The following is a 15,486-nucleotide window of genomic DNA, read 5'->3' on the forward strand; positions in this document are numbered from 1 at the left end:
TTAGACATCTACCGTCCTAGTGCCGATCGTACAGCTGGCGAAGAATTGAATTTGCTGCACCCTGATGCGTCGTGCGGCCGCAACGCCGTACCCGGCGACGGGCAGCGGGCGTCCCCGGCCGGGATGCAGCGGCGGGCGACGATGCCGGACCCGAAGAGTTCCCGCGGCCGAATTACCGCCGGGGTCGGCCGGACACTTGGCACGGGCCTGGATCAGCCGGCCGCGATACTTGCGGGGCAACCGGGCCGGGTCTAGCGTCCGGCGACAATGCAGTTGGAGGCAAGATGGCGGTTCCCTCGGTCGCGCGCGCAGCACTCCTGGTCCTGGCGCTGGCCGGTTGCGCCACCAGCCCGACCATCCGCTCGGACTATGATACGAGCGCGAATTTCGCCGCCTATCACAGCTTCGGCTTCGCCGAGAAGCTCGGTACCGACAGCGCCGGCTATGCCAGCCTGCTGACCCAGCGGCTGAAGGAGGCGGTATCCCGGGAGATGGAAGCCCGCGGCTACGCGTACACGGAGGAGAAGCCGGATCTCCTGGTCAATTTCCAGGCCCGGCTGGAGGACAAGGTACAGGTCTATCGCGCCCCCGCCGCCTGGGGGCCCTGGCCCCGTGGCTATTACGGCTATCGCGGCGGGTTCTACGACCCCTGGTTCGGCTATGCCGGCGACACCCAGGTGGTGAACTACACCGAAGGCACCCTCAACATCGACCTGGTCGACCGGGAGCGCCGGCAGATGGTGTGGGAAGGGGTGGCGGTCGGCGAGGTGGACGAGAGCGAGGGCGTGCCCGGCCAGGCCAAGATCGACGAGGCGGTGAAGGACATCTTCGCCAGGTACCCGTTCCGGGCCGGCAGTGCTGCGGCGGTGGTGCCGGCCTCCTGAGGAGGCCGGACCCGGCCGGCAGGCGGCTGCGATGCCGTAATCAGACGTCCAGGTTGACCACGCGCAGCGCGTTGCTCTGAATGAAGTCGCGGCGCGGGTCGACCACGTCACCCATCAGCGTGGTGAAGATCTCGTCGGCCTCGTCGGCATGGTCGACCTTCACCTGCACCATCGAGCGCTTGGTCGGGTCGAGCGTCGTTTCCCAGAGCTGCTCCGGGTTCATCTCGCCCAGCCCCTTGTAGCGCTGGATCTGCATGCCCTTGCGGCCGAGCGTGGCGACCCGCTCCATGAGCTGCAGCGGGCCGCTGATCGGCATGATGGTCTCGCCCTGGACCAGGGCGGGCTGCTCACCCCACAGGCCGACCAGCTCCTCCACCATCGCCGCGACCTTGCGCGCTTCCAGCGAACGGAGGCCGACCGGCTCGATCCGCCAGCGCTCGCGGCGCTCGCCGCGGGTGCGGTGCATGATCAGCACGCCGTCCACGTCCTGGGTCGCCTGCCAGTGGCCGTAGCCGGCCTGGACCAGATGGCGCGCCAGCGCCTGGCCCTGCTCCAGCCCCGGATCGGCCTCGGCGCCGATCAGCCGGGTCACGGCCAGGGCCTCGACCAGCTCGGGCGGCAGCCGCCGGGCCAATCCCCGGATCGCCTGGGCGGCCTGGCGGGACAGCTCGAAGGCCCGGTCGGCGGCCTCCCCATCGAGCGGCGTGCCGTCGCGGCCGGTCAGCACCACCTCGCCGCGCACGGTCGCCAGCAGATAGTCGTCCAGGGCCGCGTCGTCCTTGAGGTAGAGCTCCTCCCGGCCGCGCTTGATCCGGTAAAGGGGCGGCTGGGCGATGAACAGGTGCCCGGCCTCGATCAGCTCCGGCAGGTGCCGGTAGAAGAAGGTCAGGAGCAGGGTGCGGATGTGCGAGCCGTCCACGTCCGCATCGGTCATGATGACGATGCGGTGGTAGCGCAGCTTGGCGATGTCGAAATCGTCGCGGATGCCGGTGCCGAGCGCCGTGATCAGCGTGCCGATCTCCTGGCTGCCCAGGATCTTGTCGACCCGCGCCCGCTCGACGTTCAGGATCTTGCCGCGCAAGGGCAGGATCGCCTGGAACTGCCGGTCGCGGCCCTGCTTGGCCGAGCCGCCCGCACTGTCGCCCTCGACCAGGAACAGCTCGGACTTGGCCGGGTCGCGTTCCTGGCAGTCGGCGAGCTTGCCCGGCAGGTTCGCGATGTCGAGCGCGCCCTTGCGCCGCGTCAGCTCACGGGCACGCCTGGCCGCCTCGCGGGCGGTGGCGGCTTCCACCACCTTGCCCATGATGATCTTGGCCTCGGCCGGATGCTCCTCCAGCCAGCGGGACAGCGCGTCGCCCACCAGGTTCTGCACGATCGGCGTGACCTCGGACGAGATCAGCTTGTCCTTGGTCTGCGAGGAGAATTTCGGGTCCGGCACCTTCACCGACAGGACCGCGGTCAGACCCTCGCGCATGTCGTCGCCGGACAGGCTGACCTTCTCGCGCTTCAGTGTTCCGCTGTCCTCGGCATACTTGTTGAGCACGCGGGTCAGCGCCTGGCGGAAGCCCTGGAGGTGGGTGCCGCCGTCACGCTGCGGGATGTTGTTGGTGAAGCACAGGCAGACCTCGTGGTAGCCGTCGTTCCACTGCATCGCGACCTCGACCACGATGCCGTCGCGCTCGCCGCCCACGGTGATCGGCGGCTGGAAGACCGGGGTGCGCGAGCGGTCCAGCCAGGTCGCGAAGGCGGCGAGGCCACCCTCGTAGAACAGCAGCTCCTCGCGCGGCTCCTCGCCGCGCAGGTCGCGCAGGAGGATCTGCACCCCGGAGTTCAGGAAGGCCAGCTCGCGCAACCGGTGCGCCAGCTGGTCGAACACGAACTCGGTGCCGGTGAACACCGAGGGCGAGGGGTAGAAGGTGACCCTGGTGCCGCGCTTGCCCTCGGCCGGGCCCACCACGTCCAGCGGCGCCTCGGGCCGACCGCCATCGACGAAGCGGATGAAGTGCTCGAACCCGTCGCGCCAGACGGTCAGGTCCAGCCGGTCGGACAGGGCGTTGACCACCGAGACGCCCACGCCATGCAGGCCGCCCGACACCTTGTAGGAGTTCTTGTCGAACTTCCCGCCGGCATGGAGCACGGTCATGATCACCTCGGCGGCCGAGATGCCCATCTCCTGGTGGATGTCGACCGGGATGCCGCGGCCGTCATCGACCACGGTGCAGGAGCCGTCGGCGTTCAGCACCACCTCGACGCGGGTGGCGTGGCCGGCCAGCACCTCGTCGATCGCGTTGTCGACCACCTCGAACACCATGTGGTGCAGGCCGGAGCCGTCATCGGTGTCGCCGATATACATGCCCGGTCGCTTGCGGACGGCCTCCAGGCCCTCCAGGACCTTGATGGAGCTGGCGTCGTAGGCGGGGGTGGAAAGAATCGGCGTGTCAGACATGATCGGCGAGGTCGCCTCGGTGCAGGTGGAGGAAGGCGGCCTGGTCGCGCAAGGGCGCGAAGGGCGCATGGTCGGTTCCGGTCAGCCAGGTCTGGCCCGGCAGGCCGGTGATGCGGTCGAACAGCGCCTGACGGCGCGGCTCGTCCAGATGGGCCGTGGCCTCGTCGAGCAGCAGGATCGGCACGAGGCTGCCGGCCTGGCGCTTGCGCGCGATCTCGCCCAGCACGATTGCGACCAGCAGGGCCTTCTGCCGGCCGGTCGAGCAGCGCGCCGCGGCCGTGCCGGTCTCGGCGTCGATCGCGACCAGGTCGCTGCGGTGCGGGCCGATCGAGGCACCGCCCGCCTCGCGATCCACCTCCCGGCTGGCCTGAAGGCGGGCGGCCACCGCCTCCTCGACATCCAGGGCCGGCCGATCCTCGAGCAGGGCTTCCAGCTCGCCGGCCAGGGCCAGGCGGACCGCGGGGAAGGGGCCGCCGGCGGCGGCCACCACCCGGTCCAGGCTCTGCACCCGCTCGGCACGCACCGCGGCGATCGCCACGGCATCGGCCGCCAGCCCCGCCTCCAGCGCATCCAGCCATACCGCATCGGGCCGGCCGCTGCGCAGCACGGTCGAGCGCTCGCGCAGGCGCCGCTCATAGCGCGACGTGAGGCCGGCATAGGCTGGATCGTCCGTGGCGATCAGCCGGTCGAGAAAGCGGCGGCGCTCGGCCGGCGGATCCTGGAACAACCGGTCCTCCGCCGGGGTCAGCCAGATCACCCCGATGATGCCGGGCAGTTCCTCGCGCGCGGCGACATCGCGGCCGTCCAGCCGGAAGCGGCGGCGCTCCTGACCGGGCTCCAGGCCCGTGGCGATCGTGTGCGGTCCATCTGGACCTTCCATATGGGCATGAATCGCCCAGCCACCAGTTCCGCCATTGCATGCCTGCTCGGCCGCCCGCGCCCGGCGCAGCCCGCGCCCCGGCGCCAGCATCGAGACCGCTTCCAGCAAATTGGTCTTGCCGGCGCCGTTGTCGCCGTACAGCACGACCGGCCCGCTCGGCAGGTCGAGCCGGCGGTCGGCGAGATTGCGGAACCCGGTGAGCTGGAGGCGGCGCGCGGCGCAGGCAGGCGGGTGGGAAAAAGCGTCGGCAGCGGCAGGCGCGCTGGCGGAAGCGATCATACGCGCATCGGCATCAGCACGTAGATGGTGGCGACATCCTCGGGATCGCGGATCAGGGTGGGCGAGGCGGGGCTCGCCATCTCCAGCCGGATCTGGTTGCCCTCGACCTGCTGGGTGATGTCCAGGACGTAGCGGGCGTTGAAGCCGATCTCGATCTCGCCGCCGGACAGCTCGCAATCGACCTCGTCCTGGGCGCGGCCGGCTTCGGCGCTCACCGCAGACGCCAGCACCCGACCTTCGGAAAAGCCGAGCTTGACCGCGCGGACCTTGTCGGTCGCGACCGTCGACACCCGGTCGATCGCCACCGCGAAGGCCTTGGCGTCGACCAGCGCCGCCTTGTCGTTGGCGTGCGGGATGACCCGCTCATAATCGGGGAACACCCCGTCGATCAGGCGCGACACCAGCACGGTCGTGCCGATCTGGAAGCGGATGCGGGACGGCGACAGGGCGATGCCGACCGCGGCGTCCTGGTCGAGCGCCTCGAGCAGGCGGCGGGCCTCGCCCACGGTCTTCTTCGGCACGATCACCGGCGGGATACCCTTGGCACCCTCGGGCAGCGGCGTCTCGACCCGGGCCAGCCGATGGCCGTCGGTCGCCACCGCGCGCAGCGTCGCCGCGGCACCGTCGCCGCGAGTGGCGTGCAGATGGACGCCGTTCAGGTAGTAGCGGGTTTCCTCGCTGGACATGGCGAAGCGGGTCTTGTCCAGGAGCTTGCGCAGCACCTGGGCCGAGAGCTCGAACGATACGCCCAGATCCTCCTCGTTCATCGCCGGGAACTCGTCGGCGGGCAAAGAGGGCAGGACGAAGGACGAGCGGCCCGAGCGCAGGTTCAGGTCGGCACTGCCATTGGGCTGCTCCAGCTCCACGATCGCACCCTCGGCCAGGCGGCGGACGATCTCGTAGAGCGTGTGCGCCGCCACCGTGGTGGTGCCGGGCTCGCTGATCTCGGCGGCCTCGCGCGAGACCAGGGTCAGGTCCATGTCGGTCGCGGTGAGCAGGAGCTCGCCGTCGCGCGCCTCCAGCCGGACGTTGGACAGGATCGGGATCGTCGTGCGGCGTTCGACGACGCTCTGGACATAGCCGAGCGACTTGAGCAGGGGCGCGCGCTCGATGGTCAGCTTCATGGTCAGGGCAAGTCGCTATGCTCGAGGGAACCCCGACCACGAACATCGCGTCGGGCCCCGAATCTAGCAGGCTCCGCCGCTAAGTTCACGAATTTTCGACAAAATCGGGCGGCCAAGCCGGGAAACGGAAGCAGATGCGGCCCCCTGCCAGGCAAAGCTCACGATCTGAGCAGGCTCGCCAGCACGTCGAAGCGCCCGCGCCAGTCCGCCAGCTCCCGGGTCTGGCCGATCTCCTCCTTGGTACCCGGCTGCAACGGGTACTTGTAGAGATAGATATGCGCGCCCCGCCCGTTCACCCGGCGGCCGGCCGCCACCCATTCACGTACCACGGTGCCGGGAACCAGATAGTAATCGACAAAGGGCCTCACCGGGATCGGCTTGCCGGCGAGCCGACCCACCCGGCCGTCCAGGACCACGCCCAGATCGACGGCCAGGAGCAGGTCGACGGCCAGGTCGGCCGCGGCCGGGTCGGGGCTGTGGGCCCAGCCGATGCTCTCGACGAAGCTGTTGCCCTTGAGCTGGACGCGGATCCGCCCGTCGACCAGGAAGTCGTAGCCCGGCTGGTTGCGCCGGATATGGTTGGCGTCCTGGACCGGGCAGACCGGTGCGAGCTGGCTGAAGAGGGCGTCGGCCGCCTCCGTCGCCAGCCGGTCCGACAGCCGCGCCCGCTCATGGCCCCGGATCGGTGCCGGTCGGCGCAGCACCGAGGCATGGACGCAGCTTTCCAGCAGCGCGCGCTCAGGCTCGTCGGGCCGGAAGTTCGGGTCGTGCAGCATCGGATCGCTTCGCCTTTCCGGCCGGTGGATTCAGCCGAGCACCCGGCGGAAGAAGCCGACAGGCCCACGCGATGTGGCAGGGTCCGGCCAGTTGGTCCTGGTGATGTCCGCGCCGCCATAAACGAGCGGGCAGGGGACGACGCGGTGCTGCGGAGGCACGGCCTCGATCGCCACCGCTGCCGCGCTGGCGTCCCTCGGGCGGGTGCCGAGGGGCTTGGGGCGGTCGAGCGGAATGGGACGGATGCCGAAATCCGCCAGATGGGCAGCCACCAGATCGGAGCGGGTCTCCGGCCGCAGCCATCCCACCTGCTCGCTGTCGGGTGTGCCCATCCGCTCCTGGACGCTCTGCCAGGCCTGCTGGAGACGGGCGTTGAGCGGGCGGTTGCGGTCATCCTCGGCAGGCACCGCATCTTCATGCTCGAAGCCGGCGACCAGCCGCACCGGCCAGGGATTATAGGTGAAGGCATAGCGGAAGGCGGTGTCGTGGAGCGCGCCATAGGTCAGCTTCAGGCGCCCCTCCGGGCTCTCCTCGCGGAACAGCCAGGCCTGCCAGCGAAAGCCCGCCACGGCTGGGCGATGATCGCGCCAGTCGTCATAAAGGCGCGCTGATCTGGGCAGCTCGGGCGGACCCGCCGGCTGTGCCGTCCGGGCGTCCAGAACGCCGGCAGCCGCCAGGCGCTGCACCGCTTCCCGCGGCGACAGGTCGAACCACTCGTTCACGTCACCAGGGCGACGGTGTGCCGCCAGCAGGGCATGGGCGGCACGCTCGGCCTGCTGAACGGCCGCCTTGCCGTCGAGTCGGAAGAGGCCGGCGACCTGGATACCGCGTGGCGTGTGGCAGCGCGTCTGCCTGTAGCGCGACGGCCAGTTCTCGTCCTTGCCGATCTTGCAGGCAGCGGGGACACCAGGGTCGGAGAAGACGTAGATGACGTGGGACATGACCCATCCGGAGGCAGATGCAGCATCGCCTCCGCAGGGTCGCCGGCTGGCCGCGCCCGGGTCGGTGACCCGGGCGGTTCAGCTCATCAGGCGCCGCTTCAGCAGTTCCACATCGTCGGCGAGCTGCCGGTCCTCGGCAATCAGCTTCTCGATCTGGCGCACCGCATGCATCACCGTGGTATGATCACGGTTGCCGAACTTCTTGCCGATCTCCGGCAAGGAGCGTGGCGTGAGCTGCTTGCACAGATACATCGCGGCCTGCCGGGGCCGGGCGATGGCGCGCGAGCGGCGCGGGCCGGTCAGGTCGGCCATCTTCATCTGGTAGTGCTCGGCGCAGGCCTTCTGGATTTCCTCGATGGTGACGCGCCGGTCGTTGGCGCGCAGCAGGTCGTGGAGGATCTCCTGGGCCATCTCCACCGAGACCGCCCGGTTGGTCAGGCTGGCCTGGTGCACCATGCGGTTGAGCGCACCTTCCAGCTCGCGGACGTTGGAGGTGATCCTGGCGGCCAGGAACTCCAGCACGCGCTGCGGCACGTCCGAGCGCAACTGCTCGGCCTTGGCCTGCAGGATGCCCAAGCGCAGCTCGTAGGTGGTGGGGTGGATGTCTGCCACCAGGCCCCAGCCCAGGCGCGAGCGGATCCGCTCCTCCAGCCCGGACAGGTCGGACGGGCTGCGGTCGGCCGAGATCACGATCTGCTTGCCGCGGTCCACCAGCGTGTTGAAGGTGTGGAAGAACTCTTCCTGGGTGCTGTCCTTGCCGGAAATGAACTGCACGTCGTCGACCATCAAGAGGTCGACCGAGCGGAACATTTCCTTGAACGCGATCGTTTCCTTGATCCGCAGCGCACGCACGAACTGGTACATGAACTTTTCTGCGGTCATGAACACGATCTTCTTGGTCGGGTCGATCTGCAAGACCCGGTGGCCGATCGCGTGCATGAGGTGGGTCTTGCCGAGGCCGACCCCGCCATACAGGAACAAAGGATTGAACATGGGCTTGGGCGAGGTCGCGACCCGCTCGGCGGCGGCCACCGCGAACTCGTTGGGCTTGCCCACCACGAAGTTCTCGAAGGTCAGGCGCGGGTCGAGCTGCACGGACAGCTCGTCCGGCGAATCGTTCACCGGGCGCGGCTGAGGCTCAACCACGCGCAGAGGCGGCTGCTCGCGGTTGACGATGGTGCCGGGCGAGCCCTTGCCCTGCGCCACCACCAGGCTGATCGAGCGGACCTGGCTGTTCACCCCGTTCCAGAGCGTGCGGATGCGGTCGGCATAGTGCGCCGCCACCCAGTCGCGCATGAACTGGGTGGGCACGGAGACCAGGCCCCGGTCACCTTCGATGCCGAGAGCCAGGAGCGGCTTCAGCCAGGTGCTGAAGGCCGTATCCCCCACCTCCGCCCGAAGGAGGCCACGCACCTGCGTCCACTGTGCCTCCAGATCGCTCGACTGCGGCACGATCATCCGTACCCCGACCCGGCTGTCGCGTTGTCACCATGGCCCCGCCGGCTGGGCAAGAACACCCGCAGGCCGGACCGCGCTTCGTTCGTATACTCGCCACAAAACGACAACATGACCTCCCTGCTCCGGGAGGCCCGGCTACCGAAAGCGGGTAGATTGCAGCCCATCGAGGGCCGGAACCGAGATTGCTTCGACTTTGGCGATAGAACAACCTGTCCAGGGACAGTTGAGTTACTACACCACTGCAGAACAGTCTTTGGTTCGCGACCCTAAATACTCAGCTGCAATCAGGCGCCTGTGCGTGGCGGCCGAACGTCTGGTGATAGTAATGCCGGGCCTGGGGGGAGGCAAGCACCCGTTCTGCCACAGTCGAAAATTCTCTCAAAGGTTGAATAATCACGAACAACTAATATGAGAGAACTGCGATGCAACAAAACAGGCGACGAGGACTCGCGTCCTCGTCGCCTGTTTTGACGAACTGCTGGAAACTCTCAGGCAGCGGCGCTGGAGAGCTTCTTCACCATCTGGGCCAGGCGCGAGATCCGGCGGGACGCCGTGTTCTTGTGCAGGACGCCCTTCGTGACCCCGCGCGCGATCTGCGGCTCAGCCTGCCGGAAAGCAGTGGTGGCGGCTTCCGCATCGCCCTTGGCGACCGCGGCTTCCACCTTCTTGATGAAGGTCTTGATCTGGCTGGTGCGAGCCCGGTTGCGTGCAGTCCGTGCTTCGGTCTGCCGCACCCGCTTCTTCGCCGAAAGGGTGTGCGCCACGATGCGATTGCCCAATGTTCTGAAAGTGAGAGGGGCTCTTATCCCCAGGCTGCGTCTACGTCAACCCGGGCTTGCCCACAAGGTGCTCGCCAATGCGGTTCAGCGGTGCCGAAATTCCGCCGAGCGCTTCTCCACGAACGCGTTCATGCCCTCGGTGCGGTCCTCGGTGGCGAAGCTCGCATAGAAGGCGCGCCGCTCGTAGCGCAGCCCCTCCGCGAGGCTGGTCTCGAACGCGGCATTGACCGCGTCCTTGGCCATGCGCACGGCGATCCGGCTCTTGGCGGCGATCGCCTGGCCGATCTTGAGCGCCTCCTCGACCAACTCGCCCGCCGGCACCACCCGGGTGACCAGGCCGGACCGCTCGGCCTCGGCCGCGTCCATCATCCGGCCGGTCAGCACCATGTCCATGGCCTTGGCCTTGCCCACCGCGCGCACCAGGCGCTGGGTGCCGCCGGCACCGGGCAGCGTGCCGAGATTGATCTCCGGCTGGCCGAAGCGCGCATTGTCGGCGGCGATGATGATGTCGCACATCATCGCCAGCTCGCAGCCGCCGCCCAGGGCATAGCCGGCCACCGCCGCGATCAGCGGCTTGCGCTTGTCGGCGATGCGTGCCCAGGCGGCGATGAAGTCGCTCTCATAGGCATCCGCGAAGCCCATCTGCGCCATCTGCTTGACGTCCGCACCGGCGGCGAACGCCTTTTCCGAGCCGGTGATCACCGTGGCGGCGATCTCCGGGTCGGCATCGAACCCGTCCAGGACCAGGTTCAGCTCGGCGACCAGCTCGTCGTTCAGGGCGTTGAGGGCCTTGGGCCGGTTGAGCGTGATCAGCCCGACGGCGTCGCGCCGGTCCACCAGGATGTTGGTATAGGCCAAGATTCACTCCTCCCCGAAGCCCGAGGGCCCGGCCGCAAAGCGGAACGGATGGTACTGGTAGAGCCAGGTCTCGGTGAGCGCGGCATCGCCCTTGCGCAGGAACAGGCGCAGGTCGACCGGCTCCTCACCCTCGACCAGGAGCTCGAACATCGCCCGCCAGCGCCTGGTCCCGACGATCTGGAACGCGAAGGCGCGGGTGATCTCGCCGCGCGAGGTGGCCACCACCGCCTGGACGTCCTCGCCCTTGCGCAGCGGCTCGAGCGACGGCCCCTCGAAGTCGACGGCGAACAGCTTGAGGTCGCGATCCTGCGCCGCCCCGGGCGCGCCGCCCTTGCCGATGCGGGTGGCGATGCAGCGGGCGGCCGAGGGGTCCTGCGGGATGCCGTCCTGCCAGTAGAGCCGCCAGGCGAGGTCGAAGCGCATGCCCGCCTCGGTCTTGACCTCCGGCACCCAGTAGGCCGCGATGTTGTCGTGGATCTCGACATTGGTCGGGATCTCGACCAACTGCACCGTCCCCTTGCCCCAGGGCTGCAGCGGCTCGACCCACAAGGACGGTCGCCGCTCGTAGAACAGGGAATCGTCCTCGTAGGAATGAAACTCCCGGTCGCGCTGCAGGAGGCCGAACCCCTTGGGGTCGGTGTCGGAAAAGGACGAGACCGTCATGGCCCGGGGGTTGTTCAAAGGCCGCCACAGACGCTCGCCGGCGCCGGTCCAGATCGCCAGCCCGTCGCTGTCGTGGATCTCGGGGCGCCAGTCGGTGGCGGTGTGGTGGTTGGTCTCGGAGAACCAATACATGCTGGTGAGCGGGGCAATCCCTAAGCGCTGCACGCCGTGGCGCATGAACAGCTTGGCCTCGACGTCCATCACCACCGCACCCGGCCGCTTCACCAGGAACCGGTAGGCCCCGGCCAGGGCCGGGCCGTCCAGGAAGGCGCAGATGACCAGGTCGTCATTGTCCGGTGCGGCCCGCTCGATCCAGAACTCGCGGAACGCCGGAAATTCTTCAGGCGTGGGCAGGCCGATGTCGATCGCCACGCCGCGCGCGGAGATCCCGTACTGGTCGTGCTCGCCGGATGCCCGGAAATAGGAGGCGCCCAGGAACGACAGCCAGTCGCCGCCGCCCTGCTTGTTCATCACCCGGAACCCGGCGAAGCCCAAATCCTCGGGCAGGCCGGTGACGAAGGAGGCCTTCTCGCCGAACTCGAACAGCCAGGGCTCGTAGAGGATCTCGCGCGCCTGGCCGTTCTCGACCAGGTTGATGTGGACCGGTCGCTTGAACCAGCGGCCGGGGTGGTGGAAGCGGATGGGCCACGGGCCGCTGCCGTCCGCCCAGAGCGCCTGGTCCGGCCGGAAGCGGATGTCGGCGAACACTTCCGGGTCGATCCGGTCCAGGATGTCGTCGAACCGGATGATCGGGGACGCATAGGGCTGCTTGGCCGCCGCCTCCGCCTGCGCCACCAGCTGCTCGAACGAGAAGGGGCTGGGCTCGGAGAAGCGCAGGCCGGTCTGGGGCGGGGGCGGTGCCGCCGCCTCCTCCTGCGCGACCGCTTCCCGCAATGCGGTCAGTCCGGTCAGCCCGAGCAGGGAAAGGGCAGAAAGACCGAGCGAGACCGAGCGCCGAGTGGCGTCCATGCATTCCTCGAAATGATGTTGGGAATTGCCCAACCTGTCCAACGGCTCTCGTCGCGCCGGGTGCCGAAGCTCGTCATGGTTCATAATCCCACGCCTTCGGCGGTGCAACCGGAGGGGCGGGCGAAGGGGCGGGCGGGGCCAGCCGCGCCGCCAGCAGGGCACGGGCCGCCGCGGAGGCCGGCTGGAGCAGCACCTGGCCCACCGGCCCCTCTTCCACGATCCGCCCCTCGGCCATGACCAGCACCCGGCTGCACAGGCGCCGCACGATGTCGAGGTCGTGGCTCACCAGGAGATAGGCCAGGCCGTGCCGCGTGCGGAGCGCTGCCAGCAGCTCCAGCACCTGCTCCTGCAGGGCCCGGTCGAGGGCCGAGATCGGCTCGTCCAGGACCACCAGGCGCGGATGCGCCACCAGGGCCCGCGCGATCGCGATCCGCTGGCGCTGCCCGCCCGAGAAGGCGTGGGGATGGCGGCCGACCGCTTCCGCCGGCAGGCCGACCTCGGCCAGCGCCGCCAGCACCCGGCGGTGGCGTTCGGCAGGGTCCAGGCGGAGCCCGTGCAGCGGCTCGGCCAGGATCCGCCCGACCCGCCAGCGCGGGTCCAGGGAATCGAACGGGTCCTGGAACACGAGCTGCACCGGATGGCGGGGAACGGCCGGCTCGGCCGGATCGCGGCCCTCCAGGCGGACGACGCCGGCATCCGGCCGCTCCAGCCCGGTGAGGAGCCGCACCAGGGTCGACTTGCCGCTGCCCGAGGAGCCTACCAGTCCCACGGCCTCGCCCGGGGTGATCGTCAGGTCGACCCCGTCCACCGCCTGCCGCGTGGCACCGCCCGGCAGGCGATAGCGCCGGCTCACGCCGCTGGCGGTCAGCAGGGCCGGCGGGTCGGCGCGGCCTGGAGGCTGCGGTGGCAGGACGGCGCCGGCCGTGGACGGGGCGGCAGCCGGCCCGGCACGGACGATGCGTCCCCCCGCCATGACCAGCACGTGGGGGCACATCCGCGCGATCACGCCCTCGTCATGGCTGACCAGCAGCAGCGCCAGGCCCTTTGCGGCCACCAGCTCGTCCAGGAGGTCCAGGATCTGGCGCTGGGTCACCAAGTCCAGGGCCGTGGTCGGCTCGTCGGCCAGGAGCAGGTCCGGCCCGGCGGCGAGTGCCGCTGCGATCAGCACCCGCTGGCGCTGCCCGCCCGACAGCTCGTGAGGGAACGAATCCGGGGAGGCGCGCTCGGGCGGCAGGCCCACCGCGCGCAGCAGTGCCGCTGCCCGCGCCGTCCGCTCGAGCGACGTGCCCAGCCCGTGGATCGCCAGCGGCTCGGCCACCTGGCGGCCGATCCGGCGCGCCGGGTCCAGCGCGGTGAGCGGTTCCTGGAACACCATGGCAATGCGCCGCCCGCGCAGCCGGGCCAGCTCCGCCTCGGGAAGGTCCAGGATCTCCCTGCCGTCGAGGCGGACCGAGCCTTCCGCGGTCAGCCCGTCCGGGAGCAGACCGGCGATCGCGAGGGCGGTCAGCGACTTGCCCGATCCCGACGCCCCGACAATGCCCAGGCGCTCGCCGCGCGCGACCTGGAAGCTCACCTCCCGGACCAGGGGCGGGCCGCCCGGGCGGCGCACGGTCAGGCGCTCGACTTCCAGAAGCCCGGTCATGGCTGCCGGCCCAGCCGGGGGTCGAGCCGGTCGCGCAGCCCGTCCCCTAAGAGGTTCAGGCCCAGCACGGCCAGCGCGATGGCGAGGCCCGGCAGGATCGCCAGGCGCGGCGACACGGCCAGGAAGCTCTGCGCATCCGCCAGCATCCGGCCGAGCGTGGGTGCCGGCGGCGGCACGGACAGGCCGAGATAGCCAAGCCCCGCCTCGGTCAGGATGGCCAGCGCGAGTTGCAGGGTCACCTGCACCAGCAATTGGTCGAGGATGTTGGGCAGGATGTGCTCCAGCGTGATCCGGGTCCGGGACTTGCCCGACAGGCGGGCGGCCTGGACGAAGGCGCGCGGCCAGATGCGCACCGCGGCGGAGCGGGTGACGCGGGCGAAGACCGGCAGGTTGAACAGGCCGATCGCCAGGATCGCCACGCCCATGGACGGGCCCAGTGCGGCGGCCAGCATGATCGCGGTCAGCACGGCGGGAAAGGCGAACAGGAGGTCGCTGCCGCGCATCAGGAGATCGTCGAGCCAGCCGCCCCGCGCCGCGGCCAGCGCACCGAGCGGCACCCCGATCCCGACGCTGAGCGCCACTGCGCCCAAGGCGATGCCGATCGAGTTGCGCGCACCCGCCATCAGCAGGGACAGGACGTCCCGGCCGAACGGGTCGGTGCCGAGCGGATGAGCCGGGCTCCAGCCCTGGAGGCGGGCCTTGATGTCGATCGCGGCCGGGGGATAGGGGGTCCAGGCGAGCGACAGGGCGGCCGGCAGCACGATCGCCAGGGTGATCGCCACGCCCAGCCACAGGCTCCAGTTGCGGTCCGGGTGCTCAGCCACGGTGCCGGAGCCTCGGGTCCAGCCGCAGCAGCAGGAGGTCGACCGCGAGATTGACCGCCACCACGGCGGTGACCAGCAGCATGACCAGGCAGGCCAGGGTCGGCAGGTCGCGGCCGCCCACCGACTGGACTACGAGTCGGCCCAGGCCGGGCAGGTAGAAGACGTTCTCGACGATCACCGCACCGGCCAGCAGGAAGGAGAATTGCAGGCCCAGCACGGTGACGATCGGGGGCAGGGCGTTGGGCAGGGCGTGGCGGCGCAGCGCCTCCGTCCGGGTCAGGCCGAACGAGCGGGCGGTGCGCACGAAGTCCAGCCGCATGATCTCGACGATGGCGGTCCGGGTCACCCGGGCCAGCACCGCCGCCTGGGGCAGGCCCAAGGCGATGGCCGGCAGGATCAGGGCGGCGATGCCGGGGGCGATCCCGGCACCCCAGCCAGGAAAGCCGCCGGCCGGCAGCCAGCGCAGCCCGATCGCGAACAGGAGGACCAGCAGGATGCCGATCCAGAAGGCCGGCACCGACAGGCCGACCAGAGCCACCGCCATGGTGGCGAGGTCGCCGGTGCGGCGGTGCCGGGTGGCAGCGAACAGGCCCGCCGGGATGCCCAGGCCGACCGCGATCAGCAGGGCCAGGAGGGCCAGGGGCAGGCTCACCACCGCGCGCGCGGCCACCAGCTCGGCGACCGGCACGCCGTAGGTATGGCTGGTGCCGAGCTCACCCCGGGCCAGGCCGGTCAGCCATTGCCACCAGCGCAGCGGGAGGGGCTGGTCCAGCCCCATCTGCCGGCGCAGGGCCGCCAGCGTGTCCGGCCTGGCCTCGGTGCCGAGCATCACCGCGGCCGGGTCGCCCGGCAGGACGTTGAGCGCCAGGAACACCAGGACCGAAGCCAGGACGATGGTCAGGAGCGCCGCGGCGATGCGCAGGAGGCTGCGCATGAGACCGGGCGGGATCCCGCCCGGCCTGATC

The 15,486-nt window shown here is 69.9% G+C and carries 13 protein-coding genes; 1 reads left to right on the forward strand and 12 read right to left on the reverse strand.

The features are described 5' to 3' along the window. Positions 1 to 284: 284 nt before the first annotated feature. Positions 285 to 884, forward strand: a complete 600-nt coding sequence (locus HLA95_RS01460; protein WP_191061751.1) for a DUF4136 domain-containing protein — start codon at positions 285 to 287, stop codon at positions 882 to 884. A gap of 40 nt (positions 885 to 924) precedes the next feature. Here HLA95_RS01460 and gyrB read toward each other — a convergent pair whose 3' ends face one another. The 12 genes from gyrB to HLA95_RS01520 form a co-directional block, all read right to left on the reverse strand. Further along, positions 925 to 3,330: a DNA topoisomerase (ATP-hydrolyzing) subunit B gene (gene gyrB, locus HLA95_RS01465; protein WP_222182159.1), complete on the reverse strand. Its 2,406-nt coding sequence runs from the start codon at positions 3,328 to 3,330 to the stop codon at positions 925 to 927. Continuing rightward, a complete protein-coding gene (recF, locus tag HLA95_RS01470) occupies positions 3,323 to 4,489 on the reverse strand; it encodes a DNA replication/repair protein RecF (RefSeq protein WP_222182161.1) in 1,167 nt (388 codons plus the stop codon). Before recF ends, gyrB begins: the two co-directional genes overlap by 8 nt. Further along, positions 4,486 to 5,613 carry a DNA polymerase III subunit beta gene (dnaN, locus tag HLA95_RS01475; protein WP_191059582.1) on the reverse strand — a complete coding sequence of 376 codons (1,128 nt, stop codon included), beginning with the start codon at positions 5,611 to 5,613 and terminating at the stop codon, positions 4,486 to 4,488. Before dnaN ends, recF begins: the two co-directional genes overlap by 4 nt. A gap of 158 nt (positions 5,614 to 5,771) precedes the next feature. Next, on the reverse strand, positions 5,772 to 6,389 hold the full coding sequence (locus HLA95_RS01480; protein WP_191059583.1) for a hypothetical protein: 618 nt from the start codon (positions 6,387 to 6,389) through the stop codon (positions 5,772 to 5,774). Positions 6,390 to 6,419: 30 nt separating this feature from the next. Then, entirely contained in the window at positions 6,420 to 7,328 is a 909-nt protein-coding gene (locus HLA95_RS01485) for a GIY-YIG nuclease family protein (protein WP_191059584.1), read from the reverse strand. A gap of 78 nt (positions 7,329 to 7,406) precedes the next feature. Then, on the reverse strand, positions 7,407 to 8,786 hold the full coding sequence (dnaA, locus tag HLA95_RS01490; protein ID WP_191059585.1) for a chromosomal replication initiator protein DnaA: 1,380 nt from the start codon (positions 8,784 to 8,786) through the stop codon (positions 7,407 to 7,409). A gap of 488 nt (positions 8,787 to 9,274) precedes the next feature. Continuing rightward, entirely contained in the window at positions 9,275 to 9,550 is a 276-nt protein-coding gene (rpsT, locus tag HLA95_RS01495) for a 30S ribosomal protein S20 (protein ID WP_191059586.1), read from the reverse strand. Positions 9,551 to 9,649: 99 nt separating this feature from the next. Continuing rightward, complete coding sequence (locus HLA95_RS01500; protein WP_191059587.1) at positions 9,650 to 10,423, reverse strand: enoyl-CoA hydratase; 774 nt, start codon at positions 10,421 to 10,423, stop codon at positions 9,650 to 9,652. A 3-nt stretch (positions 10,424 to 10,426) separates the two neighbouring features. Then, positions 10,427 to 12,055: an OpgD/OpgG family glucan biosynthesis protein gene (locus tag HLA95_RS01505; RefSeq protein WP_191059588.1), complete on the reverse strand. Its 1,629-nt coding sequence runs from the start codon at positions 12,053 to 12,055 to the stop codon at positions 10,427 to 10,429. Between the two features lie 73 nt (positions 12,056 to 12,128). Beyond that, positions 12,129 to 13,697, reverse strand: coding sequence for a nickel ABC transporter ATP-binding protein NikE (gene nikE / locus HLA95_RS01510; RefSeq protein ID WP_222182164.1), 1,569 nt, complete (start codon positions 13,695 to 13,697; stop codon positions 12,129 to 12,131). After that, the gene (locus tag HLA95_RS01515) at positions 13,694 to 14,521 is read right to left on the reverse strand and encodes an ABC transporter permease (protein ID WP_191062337.1); all 828 of its coding nucleotides are present in this window, start codon (positions 14,519 to 14,521) and stop codon (positions 13,694 to 13,696) included. The genes nikE and HLA95_RS01515 overlap by 4 nt, the downstream gene beginning before the upstream one ends. After that, complete coding sequence (locus HLA95_RS01520) at positions 14,514 to 15,455, reverse strand: ABC transporter permease (protein ID WP_222182166.1); 942 nt, start codon at positions 15,453 to 15,455, stop codon at positions 14,514 to 14,516. The genes HLA95_RS01515 and HLA95_RS01520 overlap by 8 nt, the downstream gene beginning before the upstream one ends. Between the last annotated feature and the right edge of the window lie 31 nt (positions 15,456 to 15,486).

Origin of the sequence: Geminicoccus harenae (assembly GCF_019800005.1) — a bacterium.
In the GTDB taxonomy this organism is placed as follows: Bacteria; Pseudomonadota; Alphaproteobacteria; order Geminicoccales; family Geminicoccaceae; genus Geminicoccus; species Geminicoccus harenae.